Below are 17,215 nucleotides of genomic sequence, written 5' to 3' on the forward strand. Positions count from 1 at the left end.
CCCCCTCGGTCAGGATTTCTACAATGAAAACGTAACAGCCCATGAGGAATTTAGCCTCCGGTTGTTACCCACAGTTGCGGCCCATCCACTAACCGGAGAAAACCTGCGAGCATTTTTCGAAATGGCCACCGACACCTCATTGGCTTGGCAGCGTTGAGAGCCCTGGTCAATGACAGGAAGATTTCTTACAGCCCGATCAGCGATGCCTTGAGCCGTTGTCGGATCGACATTGAACGCGTCGACCCGAGCTCGGTGTAGGTGCCTTAGTGCCCGCTGCTCGGCAGGGCCGGAATCGGCTCGCTCGGCGGCGGCAGGTGGCTGGCCGGTGGTGGGGTGATGGTTTCGCTGGCGGGGGCTGGTTCAGTGCTGGTGGCCGGCACGATCGGCGCGGCCTCGGCTGGCGGCGCCAGCGGTTGCGAGACCGTAGGCTCAGGTTCAGCGACGGCAGCCGGCGCAGCCACCGCAGCAGGCTCGACCACTGGCTGCGAAGCCTTGGGCTCGGGCTTGGGTTCCGGTTTGGGTTCCGGCTTGGCCTGAGGCTCAGGCTTGCTCTCGGGCACCCCGAGGTCGGCCTTGGGCTTCTCTTCGATATGGGCCGCCTTCTTCGCCTCCGGCGGCAGGAACAGCTCCACCAGGGCAAAGTAGCGCTCATAGAACTTGGCCGAGGACACCGTCTCGCTGGCCACCTTGACCATCGAATCATCGGTGGAACCGATCGGCATCGAGACCGAGCCGAGCACCCCAACGCCGAGGCTGGCCGAATTGTTGACCTTCTTCAGCGCATAGCGGTCCTGCAGGGCGTTGGCGAACACCGTCGAGCGCTGGTCGCCGCTGCCATCCCGGGCGCAGACCACGTTGAAGCTGATTTCCAGGTGGGTTTCGCCGGTCTGCTGGAAGCTCTTGTGACCGCTGACCAGCTTCGGATCATTGCTGGTGATGATGTAGCCCTGGCTGAGCAGGGCCCGTCGCGCGGCCTCGCAGGAAGCGGCGTCGCTCACCGGATAATTGCGCGAGAAGGTGCCGGAATCATCGAAGCTTTCATGCTCGTAGATAGCGGTCTTGTGCGAGGAACAACCGGCGATTGCGGACAACAGCAACCAGCCGGCCGCCGCGCGCAGATGAAATGATCTAAACATCGAAAATCCTGAGGAAAACGCTCCGGGGCGTATTGTGCAACAGATCAATGCCCCGCAGCGCAGGTAATTGGTGTCTTAAATTTCACACAAGTTTAATGACCGCTGTTTGCCGGAAAAAGTCGCTCGCTCAAATGCTCGATCAGCACCCGCAGCTTGGCTGCGGTGTGCCGGCTCGATGGCCACAGCACCCAGAATGCCCCGTTGTGCTGCAGATACTCGTCGAGCACGACCTGCAACTCTCCCCGGCGTACCGCGGCCTGAACCATGAAATCCGGCAGGCAGGCAATGCCCAGTCCGCTGCGGGCCGCGTGCTCCACCGCTTCGATGGAGCTGCTGGTGAGGCGCGTGGGCAACAACGGCTCCGGCTGCTGGGCCTGGGGCTTGAATGGCCAGGGCTCGAGTTTGCCGGTGTGGTGAAAGGTGTGTCGCAGACAGGCATGCTCCCGCAGGTCCTGGGGGCTGCGGGGCAAGCCGCGCTGCTCGAAGTACCCGGGGCTGCCCACCAAGAGCATGCGAAAGTGCCCCAGTTGCCGGGCCAGGAGCCGGGAATCCTTGGGATTACCGGTGCGCACCACCAGATCGAAGCCCTCCTCCACCACATCCACCAGGCGATCGGAAAGGTCCACATCCAGTTCGATCTGCGGATAGCGCTGCATGAACTCGGCCAGCACGGGCATCAACAGGCCATGGACCTGCGGCGCACTGATGCGCAATTTGCCCACCGGCGCACTGGAGGAATCGCACAGCTGGAACTCGGCGGCCTCGACCTCGGCCGCGATCCGCCGACAGCGCTCAAGAAAGCCCGCGCCTTCGGCGGTGAGGCTGATACTGCGGGTCGTTCGATGGAACAGCCGAGTCTTCAAGCGCTCCTCCAGGCGGGCGATGCTTTTGCCCACCGCCGAGGACGACACCCCCAATAACCGCCCTGCCTCGGTGAAGCTGCGGGTTTCCGCCACCTGCACAAACACCGGGATACTGCCCAGCCAGTCCATTGCGCACTCCCGAACTAAGGACATCTGTGTCCGATAAGTTCGGAACCTTAGCCTATTTTTCCGCCATGCACAGCGCCCTACCCTAGGCCTCTCATTTTTGAGCCAATCCAACGGGACCTGCCCATGAACAATTCCGTCAATGCCTGCGAGCTGTTGCAAGCGCCTGGCCAAACCCGCGAGCGACTGCCTGTCGGCGGCCTGCTGGCCCTGGCGACTGCCGGGTTCATCACCCTGATGACCGAGACGCTGCCCGCCGGCCTGCTGCCGCTGATGAGCGTCGACCTGGGCGTTTCTCCCGCCCTGATCGGCCAGTTGGTGACCTTCTACGCCCTGGGATCGCTGCTGGCCGCCATCCCCCTGATCATCCTGACCCAGGGCTGGCGACGACGACCGCTGCTGTTGATCGCCATCGGCGGCTTCGCCGTGGTCAACAGCGTGACCGCCCTTTCCACCAACTACAGCCTGATCCTCGTGGCGCGCGGGTGTGCCGGCGTCTTCGCCGGCCTGCTTTGGGCCCTGCTGGCCGGTTACGCCAGCCGAATGGCGGCGCCCCACCTGCAGGGACGGGCGATTACACTGGCCATGCTCGGCGCGCCGCTGGCGTTGTCCGTGGGCATGCCTGCCGGAACCTGGCTGGGCGGCCTGCTGGGCTGGCGCATGAGCTTCGCCTGCATGACTCTGCTGACCCTCGGGCTGATCGGCTGGGTGCTGGTTCAGGTGCCGGATTTCCCCGGACTGCGGATGCACAAGCGCCTGCCGCTGACTCGGGTCCTGACCTTGCCAGGGATCCGATCGGTGCTGTTCGTGACTTTCGCCTATGTGCTGGGGCACAACATTCTCTACACCTACATCGCGCCCTTTCTCGAGTCGGCCGGGCTTGGCAACGCGATTGAACGGGTGCTGCTGGTGTTCGGTCTGGCGGCGTTGCTGAGCATCTGGCTGGTCGGTCTTTTGATCGACCGCTGGCTGCGTGAGCTGGTGCTGCTCGGTTGCCTGCTGTTTATCGGCGCCACCCTGGTGCTGGGGCTGCAGGGCGATCAGCCGCTGGCGATCTACGGGGCCACCGCAATCTGGGGGTTGTCCTTCGGTGGCATGGCCACCCTGTTGCAAACCGCACTGGCCAAGACCGCAGGCGAGCACGCCGACACCGCGCAGTCGATGCTGGTGACCCTGTGGAACCTGGCGATGGCCGGCGGCGGCCTGGGTGGCGCCTTGTTGCTGCAGGGACCTGGGGTGGCAACCTTCCCCTGGGTAATCGCCACCCTGTTGCTGCTGACCCTGCTGGTGGTGGTGAACGCCCGGCGCCAGGGCTTTCCAGCCAGCGCTTGAAACGGGTCCAAGGCGTGCGCGACCGCCAACTCTCCCCGGCATGGACCCTGGCGGTGACTGGCATACCGGCAAGCGCCGGAACCGTCGTCACCTGAGCCAGATCCGCCTCAAAAAAAAGACCCCGGCCTTGCGGACGGGGTCTTTTCAACACAGCAGATCAGGCATCAGTAGCGCTTGATGTCCGCCTGGTTTTCCAACTGCTTGCGATAGGCAGAGAAGTCCTGCTGGCCGATACGCGAGGCCAGGAAACGACGGTATTGAACCTTCTCTTCCTCGGTCGGTGCCGCGGCTTCGTTGACGTTGTTGAGTTGCAGCACCATCAAGTTGCCGTTGGGTAGAGTCACGCTGGCGAAGGTCGGCTTGTCCTTGGACTCAGGCTTGCTCATGCGGAACAACGCCTGCAGTACGGTCGGATCGACACCTTCCTGGGCACGGGTCACGGCTTGCATGACTTTCCAGTTCTGACCGTCCACCGGCTTGTTCAGCGCGGTCTTGCCATCACGCAAGCTGGCGATCAGTTCTTCGGCCTTGGTCTTGGCCGCAGCACTGGCGTGCTCCTTGGCCAATTGCGCGCGAATGGCGGTAGCAACCCCTTCCAGCGGCAGTTGCTCAGGCTTGTGGTGCTCTTTGACACGCAGCACCACCACGGTTTCCGGGTCCAGTTCGATTGCGGTGCTGTTGGCACCCTCATCGAGCACCTCGGTGCTGAAAGCAGCCTGCACCACGTTACGGTTGGCGGCGATGCCGTCACCGCCCTCACGGCCAAACGGCGCGGAGGTGTGAACAGTCAGTTTCAGATCCTGAGCCGGCTGTGCCAGATCGGATGCCTCGAACGACGAATCCTCAAGCTGCTTGGTAGCCTCGACGAAACGCTGCTCAACCTGCTGGGTTTTCAGATCGCGGGTCAGCTTGTCCTTGAGGCTGGCGAAGCTCGGCACTTGCGGTGCCTCAATGCCCAGCAGCTTGATCAAGTGGAAACCGAAACCGGTACGTACGGGCGCCGAGACCTGATCCTTGTCCAGCGCATACAACGCTTTTTCGAAGATCGGGTCATAGACACCTGGGCCGGCGTAGCCCAGGTCACCGCCGTTATTGGCCGAACCTGGATCCTGGGAGAACTCCTTGGCCAGTGCCTCGAAGCTTTCACCCTTGGCCAGGCGAGCCTGGATCTCTTCGATCTTGGCCTTGGCCTGAGCCTCGTTCACCTTGTCGTTGACTTCGATCAGGATGTGCGCGGCACGACGCTGCTCGGACAGGTTGGCGACTTCTTTCTGATACAGCGCTTGCAGGTCTTCGTCCTTGACGCTGACCTGGTCGAAGAATGCGGCCTTCTTCAACTCGATGTAATCGATGACCACCTGGTCAGGAGTCATGAACTCCTTGGCGTGCTGATCGTAGTAGGCCTTGACCTCTTCGTCGGTCAGCTTGACTGCCGCCGGATCGGCCTTGATGGTCAGGGAGGCAAAATCCCGGGTCTGCTTTTCCAGACGAGCGAAGGCCAGCACCTGGGCGTCGGTTACAAAACCGCTGCCGGCAAGACCGGCGCGTACCTGGCCGATCAGCATTTCCTGAGCCAGCATCTGGCGGAATTGCAGACGGGTGTAACCCAGTTGACGGATGACCTGGTCGAAACGCTCGGGGCTGAATTTGCCATCCACCTGGAATTCAGGTGTCTGCAAGATCACTTGATCCAGTGCGCCTTCGGAAAACGCGAACTTGGAATCCTTCGCCCCTTGCAGCAACAGCTTGCGATCGATCAGCCCTTTCAGAGCGGCTTCACGCAGCATCTTCTCATCCAGCAGGGAGGCATCGAAGTCTTTGCCCAACTGTTGCATCAACTGACGGCGTTGCATGTCGACGGCCTGGCTCAGCTCGTTCTGAGTGATTTCCTCGCCGTTGACCTTGGCCGCGTCCTGGTTGTGGGTGGTGGCCTTGAAAATGGCATCGAAACCGGTCAACGCCAGCAGCGCGACGATGACCCCGATGATGGTTTTGGCAATCCAGCCTTGTGAATTGTCCCTGATATTCTGCAGCATACGTCCCCCAAAAACGGCTGTAATTCAATTTGAGCAGCCGTGGAGCGTGGGTAGAATCCGGATAGAAGAAAGGCGCATCCGAGGATGCGCCTTCTCGTAACTGGCGGAGCGGACGAGAGTTGAATCTGCAACCCTCTGCGTAAACCGATGGTCTATCGGTCGACTGGCGCCCCGCTGCCAGATCAGGCATGACCCCGACCCGGATGGGCAAAGACCCTGAAGAAACTTAGTTAACGGCTTCTTTCAGTGCTTTACCGGCTTTGAAACCTGGCTTTTTAGCAGCGGCGATTTCCAGAGTCTTACCGGTCTGTGGGTTGCGGCCGATACGAGCTGGGCGATCAGTTACGGAGAAGGTACCGAAACCAACCAGAACAACAGAGTCACCGGCCTTCAGAGCGCCAGTAACGGATTCGATAACTGCGTCCAGCGCACGGCCAGCAGCAGCTTTCGGGAGATCAGCAGATGCAGCGATAGCATCAATCAGTTCCGACTTGTTCACTCTAAGTCCCCTTATATATCTATGAGTATGATTCTAAGTTTTTTGGTGAAAGCAAAACGAGTGCTGAATGGCCTACAGACACTTAAGAGCCGCTTTATAACAAGGGCTCTAAAAAGCTGTCAAGGAAGCCCCCCAGGCTAATGCGTACTAATGCGTGCTAATTCTTTCCTTAGAGTCAGACTCGCGTTTTTCGTCCTTTGCAACTATCTCGGGAGCCACATCCGGCAAGGGCTCCGGCGCGTATTGCAGCGCAATTTGCAGGACTTCGTCAATCCATTTAACCGGTTTAATCTGCAGATCCTGCTTGATATTGTCAGGAATTTCTTTCAAATCGCGAACATTCTCTTCAGGAATGATCACCGTCTTGATTCCACCCCGATGAGCTGCGAGTAATTTCTCTTTCAGTCCACCGATGGCCAACACCTGACCACGCAGAGTGATCTCGCCAGTCATCGCCACGTCAGCCCGTACCGGGATCCCGGTCAGCGCGGAAACCAACGCCGTGCACATGCCTATGCCTGCGCTAGGGCCGTCTTTGGGGGTTGCCCCTTCAGGCATATGGATATGGGTATCGCGCTTCTCGTGGAAGTCCAGGGGAATGCCCAAACTCTTCGCCCGACTGCGTACCACGGTCAGTGCTGCAGTGATCGACTCGACCATGACATCGCCCAGGGAGCCGGTCTTGATCAACTGGCCCTTGCCTGGCACCACCGCAGCTTCGATGGTCAGCAATTCACCGCCGACCTGAGTCCAGGCCAGACCCGTTACCTGGCCGATCTGATCTTGCTGCTCTGCCAGGCCGTAGCGGAACTTGCGCACACCAAGGAAGTGTTCCAGCAACTCGGAAGTCACTTTCACCGAGAAGCGTTTTTCCATCGCGTGCTCTTTCACTGCCTTGCGGCAGACCTTGGCAATCTGGCGCTCCAGGCCCCGCACACCGGCTTCGCGGGTGTAGTAACGAATGATGTCGCGGATCGCATCCGGATCGAATTCCAGCTCGCCCTTCTTCAGGCCGTTGGCCTGGATCTGCTTGGGCGACAGGTACTTGATCGCGATGTTGATCTTCTCGTCCTCGGTATAGCCGGGCAGACGAATTACCTCCATCCGGTCCAGCAATGCTGGTGGGATATTCATCGAGTTGGAGGTGCACAGGAACATCACATCGGACAGGTCGTAATCGACTTCCAGATAGTGATCGTTGAAATTATGGTTCTGCTCGGGATCCAGAACCTCTAGCAAGGCAGACGCCGGATCGCCGCGCATATCGCTGCCCATCTTGTCGATTTCATCGAGCAGGAACAGCGGGTTGCGCACACCCACCTTTGTCATCTTTTGAATCAATCTTCCTGGCATCGAACCGATGTAAGTACGACGATGGCCACGGATTTCCGCTTCGTCCCGAACACCACCCAGCGCCATACGCACAAACTTGCGATTGGTTGCGTTGGCGATCGATTCGGCCAGAGAGGTTTTCCCTACCCCTGGAGGCCCGACGAGGCACAACACTGGACCACGGATTTTCTTAACCCGCTTTTGTACGGCGAGGTATTCGAGAATCCGCTCTTTGACTTCTTCCAGACCATAGTGGTCGGCATCAAGGATGTCTTCGGCACGTGCCAGGTCCAGACGCACCTTGCTCTGAGCCTTCCACGGCACCTGCACCAGCCAGTCGATGTAGGAGCGAACCACGGTGGCCTCGGCAGACATCGGCGACATCTGCTTGAGCTTGTTCAGTTCGGCCTGAGCCTTGGTCATGGCGTCTTTGGGCAGGCCGGCGGCATCGATGCGCTTCTTCAGCTCTTCGATTTCGTTGTGGCCTTCGTCACCGTCACCCAACTCTTTCTGAATGGCCTTCATCTGCTCATTCAGGTAGTACTCACGCTGGCTACGCTCCATTTGTTTCTTGACGCGGCCACGAATGCGCTTTTCCACTTGCAGCAGATCAATCTCGGCGTCCAGCAATGCCAGGACGTGCTCGACTCGGGCTGACAGATCAATGATCTCGAGGATTTCCTGCTTCTGCTCGATCTTCAGCGCCATGTGCGCAGCCATGGTATCTACCAGGCGGCTTGGCTCGTCGATGCTGTTGAGAGAAGACAACACCTCGGCAGGGACTTTCTTGCCCAGTTGCACATACTGCTCGAACTGGGACAGCAAACTGCGGACGAACACTTCTGACTCACGATCAGGAGCATCGACCTCGTCAATCAGAGAGACTTCAGCACGGCAGTGACCATCAACTTCACTGAAGCGTTCTACAGCGCCGCGCTGTTCGCCTTCAACCAGCACCTTGACGGTGCCATCAGGCAATTTGAGCAACTGCAAGACAGTCGCAATGGTGCCTACGCGATAGAGTGCATCTTCACCGGGGTCATCATCAGCAGGATTTCTCTGTGCCAGCAGAAGTATCTGCTTGTCGCCCGTCATCGCTGCCTCGAGGGCTTCGATCGACTTCTCGCGCCCCACGAACAGCGGGATAACCATGTGCGGATAAACCACGACATCACGCAATGGCAGGAGAGGCAATTCGATGGTTGTCTTCATGATTTCGCCTCTACGGCGGCCGTACGGCCGTAAACAGATGGAAGTAAGCTTGAAACCAAGATGGGGGCTGCCTGCAAAAAAAACAAGCTTAAAGACAGCACTTTAAGACGCTAAAAGGAAAGGGGCCCGAAGGCCCCTTCTTTTAAGCAACACCACAACACTTACGCGTCTGGCGCAGCCTTGGCCGCCGGCTCACTGTTCTCATAGATGTACAGTGGCTGGGACTTGCCTTCAATAACGCTTTCATCGATCACTACTTTACTCACCTCGGATTGCGAGGGGATCTCATACATAGTGTCGAGCAGAACACCTTCGAGAATCGAGCGCAGACCACGAGCACCAGTCTTGCGTTCAAGTGCTCGCTTGGCGACCGACTTCAATGCGTCAGTACGGAACTCCAAGTCCACACCTTCCATCTCGAACAGCTTGGCATACTGCTTGGTCAGGGCATTCTTCGGCTCAGTGAGAATCTGAATCAAGGCAGCCTCGTCCAGCTCATCCAGCGTCGCAAGAACCGGCAGACGACCGACGAACTCCGGGATCAGACCGAACTTGACCAGATCGTCAGGTTCAACTTCACGCAGGGACTCACCGACCTTCTTGCCCTCTTCCTTGCTGCGAACTTCGGCGTTGAAACCGATACCGCCGCGGGTGGAGCGGTTTTGAATAACCTTCTCCAGACCCGAGAAAGCGCCGCCGCAGATAAACAGGATGTTGCGAGTGTCGACTTGCAGAAACTCCTGCTGCGGGTGCTTGCGACCACCTTGAGGAGGAACGGAAGCGACGGTGCCCTCGATCAACTTCAACAGGGCCTGCTGAACGCCTTCGCCGGAAACATCCCGAGTAATCGAAGGGTTATCAGACTTGCGGGAAATCTTGTCGATTTCATCGATGTAGACAATGCCCATCTGAGCTTTTTCTACGTCGTAGTCGCACTTCTGCAGCAATTTCTGAATGATGTTCTCAACGTCCTCACCCACATAACCGGCTTCGGTCAGGGTGGTTGCGTCGGCAATGGTGAACGGCACATTCAACAGACGAGCCAAGGTTTCCGCCAAAAGCGTCTTACCCGAACCTGTAGGTCCGATCAGCAAGATATTGCTCTTGCCGAGCTCGACATCGTCATTCTTTTTGTCACGCTGATTCAGACGCTTGTAGTGGTTGTATACCGCTACCGCCAGAACCTTTTTCGCACGCTCCTGACCAATCACATACTGATCAAGGATGCCGCTGATTTCTTTAGGCGAAGGCAATTTATGCGCGCTGCTTTCGGCCTGTGCCTCCTGCACCTCCTCACGGATGATGTCATTGCACAAGTCGACGCACTCGTCGCAGATAAAGACCGAGGGGCCGGCAATCAATTTGCGTACTTCATGCTGGCTTTTGCCACAGAAGGAGCAATAAAGCAGTTTGCCGTTGTCCTCGCCGTTGCGGGTGTCAGTCATTCGATCGATCCAAATCCGATAGGCTTGCAACACAAGATGAAGGCAATTGCGGGCTTTTTCAAGTCCGCAGGCGGCCAGTTAAATAAGCCGCCTACATTTGAGTTGCTTAGGCAGGCATTTGACGCTTGTTGATCACGGAGTCGATCAGACCGTACTCCGCGGCGCGCTCGGCGCTCATGAAGTTGTCACGCTCGGTGTCACGCTCAATGGTTTCAAGGCTCTGACCAGTGTGGTGAGCCAGCAGCGAGTTCAGGCGAGAACGAATGTGCAGGATTTCCTTGGCATGGATGTCGATATCCGACGCCTGGCCTTGGAAACCGCCGAGCGGTTGGTGAATCATCATCCGCGAGTTAGGCAGGCAATGACGCTTGCCCGCGGCACCGCCAGCGAGCAGGAAGGCCCCCATGCTGCATGCCTGACCAATGCAGATAGTCGAAACGTCAGGCTTGATGAATTGCATGGTGTCGTAGATCGACATGCCAGCAGTCACCGAGCCACCTGGCGAGTTGATGTAGAGATGGATGTCCTTGTCCGGGTTTTCCGCTTCAAGGAATAGCAGTTGCGCCGCAACCAAGTTGGCCATGTAGTCCTCTACCGGGCCAATCAGGAAGATCACTCGCTCCTTCAAGAGGCGCGAATAGATGTCATAGGCGCGTTCGCCGCGGGCGGACTGCTCGATAACCATCGGGACCAGGCCGCCTGCGGCCTGGATGTCAGAGCTCTGCTGATAATAAGAATTGCGGGACATGTCCTGCAGTCACTCCCAAATAGTCATGTCTTGAATACGCATAAGCCAGCACGAAGGCTGGCTTATGGTGTGTGCTTCGAACGAAAAGAGGATCAGTCGGCTTGAGGTGCTTCTACCGGCTTGACCGCTTCTTCGTAAGAGACCGATTTGTCGGTCACGCTAGCTTTCTGCAGAACAGTATCCACAACTTGCTCTTCCAGCACAACCGAACGGACTTCGTTCAACTGCTGCTCGTTCTTGTAGTACCAGGACACGACTTGCTCTGGCTCCTGGTAAGCCGAAGCCATTTCCTGGATCAGCTCGCGAACGCGGGCTTCATCAGGCTTGAGGTCGAATTGCTTAACCACTTCAGCGACGATCAGACCCAGCACTACGCGGCGCTTAGCCTGCTCTTCGAACAGCTCAGCCGGCAGTTGATCCGGCTTGATGTTGCCACCGAACTGCTGAACAGCCTGAACGCGCAGACGATTGACTTCGTTGTCCAGCAGCGCTTTTGGCACTTCGATCGGGTTGGAGGCCAGCAGACCGTCCATAACCTGATTCTTCACTTTGGACTTGATAGCCTGACGCAGTTCGCGCTCCATGTTCTTGCGAACTTCGGCACGGAAGCCATCCAGACCCGCTTCCTTGATCCCGAATTGAGCGAAGAACTCTTCGGTCAGCTCTGGCAGCTTAGGCTCGGAAACGCTGTTGACAGTAACAGTGAACTCGGCGGCTTTGTTGGCCAGGTCCAGGTTCTGATAGGTCTCAGGGAAGGTCAGGTTCAGAACACGCTCTTCGCCAGCTTTAGCGCCAACCAGACCGTCTTCGAAACCAGGAATCATGCGACCGGAACCCAACACCAGCTGAGTGCCCTTGGCCGAGCCACCTGCGAAAGCTTCGCCGTCGACCTTGCCAACGAAATCGATGTTCAGTTGATCATCGTTCTGCGCAGCGCGATCAACCACTTCGAAGCGAACATTCTGCTTGCGCAGGATTTCCAGCATGTTGTCCAGGTCAGCATCAGCCACTTCAGCGCTCAGACGCTCAACAGCGATGCTTTCGAAACCGGCGACAGTGAACTCTGGGAAAACTTCGAAAGTGGCAACGTATTCCAGATCCTTGCCCTTCTCCAGCACTTTAGGCTCGACCGAAGGAGCGCCAGCCGGGTTCAGCTTCTGCTCAACAACAGCTTCATAGAAAGATGCCTGGATCACGTCACCCACTGCTTCTTGACGCGCGTCAGCCTCATAACGCTGACGAATCACGCTCATTGGAACCTTGCCAGGACGGAAGCCTGGGATTTTGGCCTTTTGGGCAGTCTGCTGCAGACGCTTGTTGACCTGGCTCTCGATGCGCTCAGCCGGCACGGTGATGCTCATGCGGCGCTCAAGAGCAGAAGTATTTTCAACAGAAACTTGCATGGATATTCCTCGTTGCACAGACGTTAGCCGGCCGTTTTCCGACCCCAGAATCAAGGGCATGCATTCTAGTGGGTCAAACTCAAGAAGTCACCCTACTGAAAAAGGGTGAAATACGACCGACAATGTGAAGGCGGGGACAAAGGGTTGAGCCTCGCCATGAGAGCAATTACTACAAATCCAGCCAGGAGCTCTAAACCAATCCTTCTATATATAGAAGGGATCGACCAACCCACCCCTGACAAACACCAGCCAACAGCTGAAACTCAAACACCCGACGACCAAGAGCGAATCTGGCGCCACCGGCCAACCCACTACATGCAGCCAGACCACAGCATCGAGTCCAGAAACGAAAACGGCGCAGCCCCTTTCAGGTGCTGCGCCGTGATCTGCTATTAACTAGCTACTTTAATGGTGCGGACGAAGAGACTCGAACTCTTACACCTTGCGGCGCTGGAACCTAAATCCAGTGTGTCTACCAATTCCACCACGTCCGCTTAACAAGCTTTTAAAGCAAAGGCGCCAGACTATTAATCTGGCGCCTTCTTCGAATATGGGGTGGACGATGGGGATCGAACCCACGACAACAGGAGTCACAATCCTGTGCTCTACCAACTGAGCTACGCCCACCATATTGCGTTACTTGTGCCAAAGCTGCCTAATGGCGCACCCGGCAGGACTCGAACCTGCGACCATCCGCTTAGAAGGCGGATGCTCTATCCAGCTGAGCTACGGGCGCCTTATTAATCTGTATTCTTTAATGACTACAAACTAATTGCTTTCAGTCGTTACGAGTTAAACATCAACTCTGCCCGACCTTCTTAACCAGTGCTAGGCTGTGCCCGACAAGTGCGACGAATGTTATAGACGAGCCGTTAGGTCGTCAACTCTTTTTTAAAAAAAATTCATTTAATTAAAGGAGTTAGGGGAATTTGCAGACCAAGCGCCTTTGCCCTCACGTCCCGACATGCGAGAATGCGTTCTCTTTTTCTCTCCCTCTCGATGGTTAATCACGCGTCATGACTGCACAACTAATCGACGGCAAAGCGATCGCCGCTAGCCTGCGCCAGCAGATCGCCAAACGTGTCGCCGAGCGTCGCCAGCAAGGCCTGCGTACTCCGGGCCTCGCGGTGATTCTGGTCGGCAGCGACCCGGCCTCTCAGGTTTATGTCTCGCACAAGCGTAAAGACTGCGAAGAGGTCGGCTTCCTTTCACAAGCCTATGACTTGCCCGCCAACACGACTCAAGAAGATCTGGCCGGCCTGATCGACAAGCTCAACGATGACCCGAATATCGACGGCGTCCTCTTGCAATTGCCGCTGCCCGAGCACCTGGACGCCTCCTTGTTGCTTGAGCGCATTCGCCCGGACAAAGACGTGGATGGCTTCCATCCCTATAACGTCGGTCGCCTGGCCCAGCGCATTCCCCTGCTGCGCCCCTGCACCCCCAAGGGCATCATGACCCTGCTGCAAAGCACCGGCGCCGATCTGTATGGCATGGACGCAGTCGTAGTGGGCGCCTCCAATATCGTCGGTCGTCCGATGGCCATGGAGTTGCTGCTGGCGGGCTGCACCGTGACCGTGACTCACCGCTTTACCAAGGACCTGGCCGGCCACGTCGGCCGCGCCGATCTGGTCGTGGTTGCCGCTGGCAAGCCGGGCCTGGTCAAGGGCGAATGGATCAAGGAAGGCGCCATCGTCATCGACGTGGGCATCAATCGTCAGGAAGACGGCAAACTGGTGGGCGACGTCGTGTATGAGACCGCCCTGCCCCGCGCCGGCTGGATCACGCCGGTACCTGGCGGCGTCGGTCCCATGACCCGTGCCTGCCTGCTGGAAAACACCCTGTACGCCGCGGAAACGCTGCACAGCTGAGTTTGCCAGCCTGCTTCAATCAGCCCGCCATTGGCGGGCTTTTTTATGCCGCCGCAACACACTCCCTGCGCCCGACATATAGCTCCTGAATCTTAGCGCTCCAGGTCAAGCCGGGCCTATCCTGACGAACACCTGCCACTCAGGGAAAACCGGTGTTTTTTCTTGGTTTTTAAGGGTTTTCGACTGACCGCTGAAGAACAATCGACAGTTCCTCAGCTATATTCATAAAATGTAACGTTTTCCCGAAAAAACCCGTTGCCAGACGGCATATCCATCTTTATCGAGTCCGCCCGCGTGAAAATTCGTCTCTCCATCCTCAGCTTGTTGTTTGCTGTGTCCGGCACCTTGATCGCACACAGCGTCGACGCCAGCGAAACCACCGCGGCGCCAAGAGACACTTCACAGTTGCATATCGCCTCCGGCAGCGCCCTGCTGCTGGATCTGCAGACCAACAAAGTCATCTACTCCAGCAACCCGGACGTCGTGGTGCCCATCGCCTCAGTCACCAAGCTGATGACCGCCATGGTCGTGCTGGACGCCAAGCTGCCACTGGATGAGCACATCTCCATGAACATCAGCGACACCCCGGAGATGAAGGGTGTGTTTTCAAGGGTCAAGCTCAACAGCGAGCTGAGCCGTCGCGATACCTTGCTGATCGCCCTGATGTCCTCGGAAAACCGCGCCGCTGCCAGCCTCGCCCATCACTATCCAGGCGGCTACTCGGCGTTCATTGCCGCCATGAACGCCAAGGCCAAGTCCCTGGGCATGACCCATACCCACTATGTCGAGCCCACCGGCCTGTCGATCCACAACGTCTCCACTGCCCGAGACCTGAGCAAGCTGTTGGTGGCCGCTCGCAAATACCCGCTGCTGAGCGAACTGAGCACCACCAAGGAAAAGACCGTGGCGTTCCGTAAACCCAACTACACCCTGGGCTTTCGCAACACCGACCACCTGGTCAACAAGGAAAAATGGGACATCAAGATCACCAAGACCGGCTTCACCAACCAGGCCGGCCACTGCCTGGTACTGGTCACCAGCATGGGCAACCGCCCGGTAGCCCTAGTGATTCTCGACGCTTTCGGCAAGTACACCCACTTTGCCGACGCCAGCCGTATCCGCAACTGGGTCGAGACCGGCAAAAGCGGTTCGGTACCGGACGTGGCCCTGCGCTACAAGGCCGACAAGAACCTCAAAAACCACCAGAGCGCAGCCCCGCAAGCCTCACATTGATCCCCAGCAACAACAACGGCGCCCTGAGGCGCCGTTGTTGTCTATAGAGCGTTCAATGACCGTCGAGTGCCTTGCCGGCCCGAGCCGCCGCCTGCTCCTGGCCAGCCTGGGCCAGCTCATTGGCCGCTTTCAGCCAACGCTGGCGATCGACCTTGGCCGGTAGCTGGTTGGGCGCCTGAATCAATACCGCGAAACTGCCGGCGTCTTTCCAGGACGACTCGAACGCACTGAAGCTCATCAGTTGCCGACGGCTTTTCGCCCCCCGCAACAGCACCGTCTGCTTGTCCCGGTTATATCCGGCCAGGACCGCATAACGCGGCTGCGCCCACAAGCTTGAACCCTCGGTAAAGCGCACCAGCACCGGATAACCTGCAGCCACCTGCGTCAGCAAGGCCGACAGATGATCATCCAGGGGATAGACCACCATGCCGTATTGCCGGGCCAGGCCCTGCAGGTTCTGCTGCAACTGCGCCTCGGCTCCCGGCAGGTGCAAAGGCTTGTCCAGCAACCCGGGGGTAATCACGATGCCCTGTTGCGACAACATGCTGGCCAAGGCTCCGGGAGCGCTCTGGTACATCTCGCCACGGAAGAACGGCACGCTGTTGAGCTCCACCCGCTCCGGCAGACGCTGAATCTCCGGTGCCACGCTGCCGGCACATCCGGCCAGGCCCAGAACACAGGCGCTGGCCAGCAGCGCCGCTCGAAATCGAGGAAATACCCGCACCATCATTGCTCTCTAATAGACAGACGCCGGACGACCCTGCTCCGGCTGGGGCCTTGATCATAGGGCCCTCACGGGCGAGGGTATAGCGTTAGGCAACAGTTAATTGCAAACCATAGAGCGAAGTGTTCGAAGACTCGCGACTATTGGTCAATAGCCTGAAACACAGGGGCTACTAGACTGTCCATTGGTAAGTGTGTGTGCCCTGTACAGGGCATATAAGGAGGCACTGATGAGCCTGACAACGACAATCCTGATGCTGATCCTGGGCTGGCTGGCCGTCGCCGGCGCCATGCTCTGGGGCGTGCTGCGTATCACTCGCCGCCACCACGCTCAGCCCCGCAAGCCAGGCATCGAAAGCGAAAAGACCGCCCGGCGCCCCGCCACTGTGCACTGATCCCCGCTTTCCCTTCCCGTAAAACGACACGGCCGCCTGACTCCAGCGAGTACAGACGGCCGTTTGCCTTGGTGGCGAATCAGACCTCGGTGTGCTGCGCCTGGCGCTTCTGCCGAGCCCGACGGGCCAACATGTTCAAGCTTTCAATGGCCGCCGAGAACGCCATGGCCGCATACACATAGCCCTTGGGCACATGGGCGCCGAAACCTTCGGCGATCAGGGTCATGCCGATCATGATCAGGAAGCCCAGGGCCAGCATGACCACAGTCGGGTTGTCATGGATGAACTTGGCCAGCGGTTCGGCGGCCAGCAACATCACCAGCACCGAGATCACTACGGCAATGATCATGATCGGCAGGTGCTCGGTCATGCCCACCGCCGTAATGATGCTGTCGATGGAAAACACCAGGTCCAGCATCAGGATCTGCCCGATCGCCGCCGCAAACCCGATGCTCACCTTGGAAGTCGCGGTAGCCGGCTTCTCGGGCTCAGGGTCCATGCTCTGGTGGATCTCGGTGGTGGCTTTCCAGACCAGGAACAGGCCACCGGCAATCAGGATCATGTCCTTCCAGGAGAAACTCTGCCCCAGCACGTCGATCACCGGCTCAGTGAGCTGGACGATGAAAGCGATGGTGCTGAGCAGCGCCAGACGCAGGAACAACGCCATGCTGATCCCGATGCGTCGCGCCTTGGCCCGGTGCTTTTCCGGCAGCTTGTTGGTGAGGATGGAAATAAAGATCAGGTTATCGATGCCAAGCACGATCTCCATCACCACCAGAGTGGCCAGAGCCACCCAAGCGGTGGGGCTGGCGGCGAGCTGTAAAAGGTAATCCATGGGTCAATCCTGAATCGGTGATATGA

General features: G+C 58.1%; 14 protein-coding genes and 3 tRNA genes. 4 read left to right on the forward strand and 13 right to left on the reverse strand.

What is annotated here, in order from left to right; genetic code table 11:
• Positions 1–263: 263 nt before the first annotated feature.
• Together POS17_RS20070 and POS17_RS20075 are read right to left on the reverse strand one after the other, a co-directional pair.
• Entirely contained in the window at positions 264–1,136 is an 873-nt protein-coding gene (locus POS17_RS20070; protein WP_060840188.1) for a DUF2242 domain-containing protein, read from the reverse strand.
• 92 nt (positions 1,137–1,228) lie between these two features.
• Complete coding sequence (locus POS17_RS20075; RefSeq protein WP_060840189.1) at positions 1,229–2,128, reverse strand: LysR family transcriptional regulator; 900 nt, start codon at positions 2,126–2,128, stop codon at positions 1,229–1,231.
• Between the two features lie 123 nt (positions 2,129–2,251).
• Here POS17_RS20075 and POS17_RS20080 point away from each other — a divergent pair, with 123 nt between their 5' ends.
• Positions 2,252–3,457, forward strand: a complete 1,206-nt coding sequence (locus POS17_RS20080) for an MFS transporter (RefSeq protein WP_060840190.1) — start codon at positions 2,252–2,254, stop codon at positions 3,455–3,457.
• A gap of 164 nt (positions 3,458–3,621) precedes the next feature.
• Here POS17_RS20080 and POS17_RS20085 read toward each other — a convergent pair whose 3' ends face one another.
• The 9 genes from POS17_RS20085 to POS17_RS20120 form a co-directional block, all read right to left on the reverse strand.
• Complete coding sequence (locus tag POS17_RS20085) at positions 3,622–5,493, reverse strand: SurA N-terminal domain-containing protein (protein WP_060840191.1); 1,872 nt, start codon at positions 5,491–5,493, stop codon at positions 3,622–3,624.
• Between the two features lie 226 nt (positions 5,494–5,719).
• Positions 5,720–5,992, reverse strand: a complete 273-nt coding sequence (locus tag POS17_RS31170) for an HU family DNA-binding protein (protein WP_011062271.1) — start codon at positions 5,990–5,992, stop codon at positions 5,720–5,722.
• 147 nt (positions 5,993–6,139) lie between these two features.
• On the reverse strand, positions 6,140–8,536 hold the full coding sequence (lon, locus tag POS17_RS20090; RefSeq protein WP_060840192.1) for an endopeptidase La: 2,397 nt from the start codon (positions 8,534–8,536) through the stop codon (positions 6,140–6,142).
• A 161-nt stretch (positions 8,537–8,697) separates the two neighbouring features.
• Positions 8,698–9,981, reverse strand: coding sequence for an ATP-dependent Clp protease ATP-binding subunit ClpX (gene clpX, locus POS17_RS20095; RefSeq protein ID WP_060840193.1), 1,284 nt, complete (start codon positions 9,979–9,981; stop codon positions 8,698–8,700).
• Positions 9,982–10,087: 106 nt separating this feature from the next.
• Positions 10,088–10,729: an ATP-dependent Clp endopeptidase proteolytic subunit ClpP gene (gene clpP / locus POS17_RS20100; protein WP_016965272.1), complete on the reverse strand. Its 642-nt coding sequence runs from the start codon at positions 10,727–10,729 to the stop codon at positions 10,088–10,090.
• Positions 10,730–10,821: 92 nt separating this feature from the next.
• Positions 10,822–12,132, reverse strand: coding sequence for a trigger factor (gene tig / locus POS17_RS20105; protein WP_060840194.1), 1,311 nt, complete (start codon positions 12,130–12,132; stop codon positions 10,822–10,824).
• 409 nt (positions 12,133–12,541) lie between these two features.
• Positions 12,542–12,626: transfer RNA gene (locus POS17_RS20110), tRNA-Leu, on the reverse strand.
• Positions 12,627–12,683: 57 nt separating this feature from the next.
• Positions 12,684–12,759: transfer RNA gene (locus POS17_RS20115), tRNA-His, on the reverse strand.
• A gap of 32 nt (positions 12,760–12,791) precedes the next feature.
• Positions 12,792–12,868: transfer RNA gene (locus POS17_RS20120), tRNA-Arg, on the reverse strand.
• A gap of 280 nt (positions 12,869–13,148) precedes the next feature.
• On the opposite strand from POS17_RS20120, the gene folD reads away from it, so the two are divergent.
• Positions 13,149–14,003, forward strand: coding sequence for a bifunctional methylenetetrahydrofolate dehydrogenase/methenyltetrahydrofolate cyclohydrolase FolD (gene folD, locus POS17_RS20125; protein WP_016965270.1), 855 nt, complete (start codon positions 13,149–13,151; stop codon positions 14,001–14,003).
• A 294-nt stretch (positions 14,004–14,297) separates the two neighbouring features.
• A complete protein-coding gene (pbpG, locus tag POS17_RS20130; protein ID WP_016965269.1) occupies positions 14,298–15,236 on the forward strand; it encodes a D-alanyl-D-alanine endopeptidase in 939 nt (312 codons plus the stop codon).
• A 52-nt stretch (positions 15,237–15,288) separates the two neighbouring features.
• Here pbpG and POS17_RS20135 read toward each other — a convergent pair whose 3' ends face one another.
• Positions 15,289–15,963: a peptidase C39 family protein gene (locus tag POS17_RS20135; protein ID WP_060841985.1), complete on the reverse strand. Its 675-nt coding sequence runs from the start codon at positions 15,961–15,963 to the stop codon at positions 15,289–15,291.
• A gap of 226 nt (positions 15,964–16,189) precedes the next feature.
• Between POS17_RS20135 and POS17_RS32200 the strand changes: the two genes are divergently transcribed.
• Positions 16,190–16,354: a hypothetical protein gene (locus tag POS17_RS32200; protein WP_164990722.1), complete on the forward strand. Its 165-nt coding sequence runs from the start codon at positions 16,190–16,192 to the stop codon at positions 16,352–16,354.
• A gap of 79 nt (positions 16,355–16,433) precedes the next feature.
• On the opposite strand, the gene POS17_RS20140 is transcribed toward POS17_RS32200, so the two are convergent.
• Positions 16,434–17,189, reverse strand: coding sequence for a TerC family protein (locus POS17_RS20140; RefSeq protein WP_060840195.1), 756 nt, complete (start codon positions 17,187–17,189; stop codon positions 16,434–16,436).
• Positions 17,190–17,215: the final 26 nt, after the last annotated feature.

This window comes from Pseudomonas sp. Os17 (assembly GCF_001547895.1).
Classification (GTDB): Bacteria; Pseudomonadota; Gammaproteobacteria; order Pseudomonadales; family Pseudomonadaceae; genus Aquipseudomonas.

Bases quoted from the DNA above. Each gene is read 5' to 3' on its own strand.
- lon (WP_060840192.1), bottom strand. From the start codon at position 8,536: ATGAAGACAACCATCGAATTGCCTCTCCTGCCATTGCGTGATGTCGTG.
- clpP (WP_016965272.1), bottom strand. From the start codon at position 10,729: ATGTCCCGCAATTCTTATTATCAGCAGAGCTCTGACATCCAGGCCGCA.
- POS17_RS20140 (WP_060840195.1), bottom strand. From the start codon at position 17,189: ATGGATTACCTTTTACAGCTCGCCGCCAGCCCCACCGCTTGGGTGGCT.
- POS17_RS20070 (WP_060840188.1), bottom strand. From the start codon at position 1,136: ATGTTTAGATCATTTCATCTGCGCGCGGCGGCCGGCTGGTTGCTGTTG.
- POS17_RS20075 (WP_060840189.1), bottom strand. From the start codon at position 2,128: ATGGACTGGCTGGGCAGTATCCCGGTGTTTGTGCAGGTGGCGGAAACC.
- POS17_RS20135 (WP_060841985.1), bottom strand. From the start codon at position 15,963: ATGGTGCGGGTATTTCCTCGATTTCGAGCGGCGCTGCTGGCCAGCGCC.
- clpX (WP_060840193.1), bottom strand. From the start codon at position 9,981: ATGACTGACACCCGCAACGGCGAGGACAACGGCAAACTGCTTTATTGC.
- tig (WP_060840194.1), bottom strand. From the start codon at position 12,132: ATGCAAGTTTCTGTTGAAAATACTTCTGCTCTTGAGCGCCGCATGAGC.
- POS17_RS32200 (WP_164990722.1), top strand. From the start codon at position 16,190: ATGAGCCTGACAACGACAATCCTGATGCTGATCCTGGGCTGGCTGGCC.
- POS17_RS20085 (WP_060840191.1), bottom strand. From the start codon at position 5,493: ATGCTGCAGAATATCAGGGACAATTCACAAGGCTGGATTGCCAAAACC.
- folD (WP_016965270.1), top strand. From the start codon at position 13,149: ATGACTGCACAACTAATCGACGGCAAAGCGATCGCCGCTAGCCTGCGC.
- POS17_RS20080 (WP_060840190.1), top strand. From the start codon at position 2,252: ATGAACAATTCCGTCAATGCCTGCGAGCTGTTGCAAGCGCCTGGCCAA.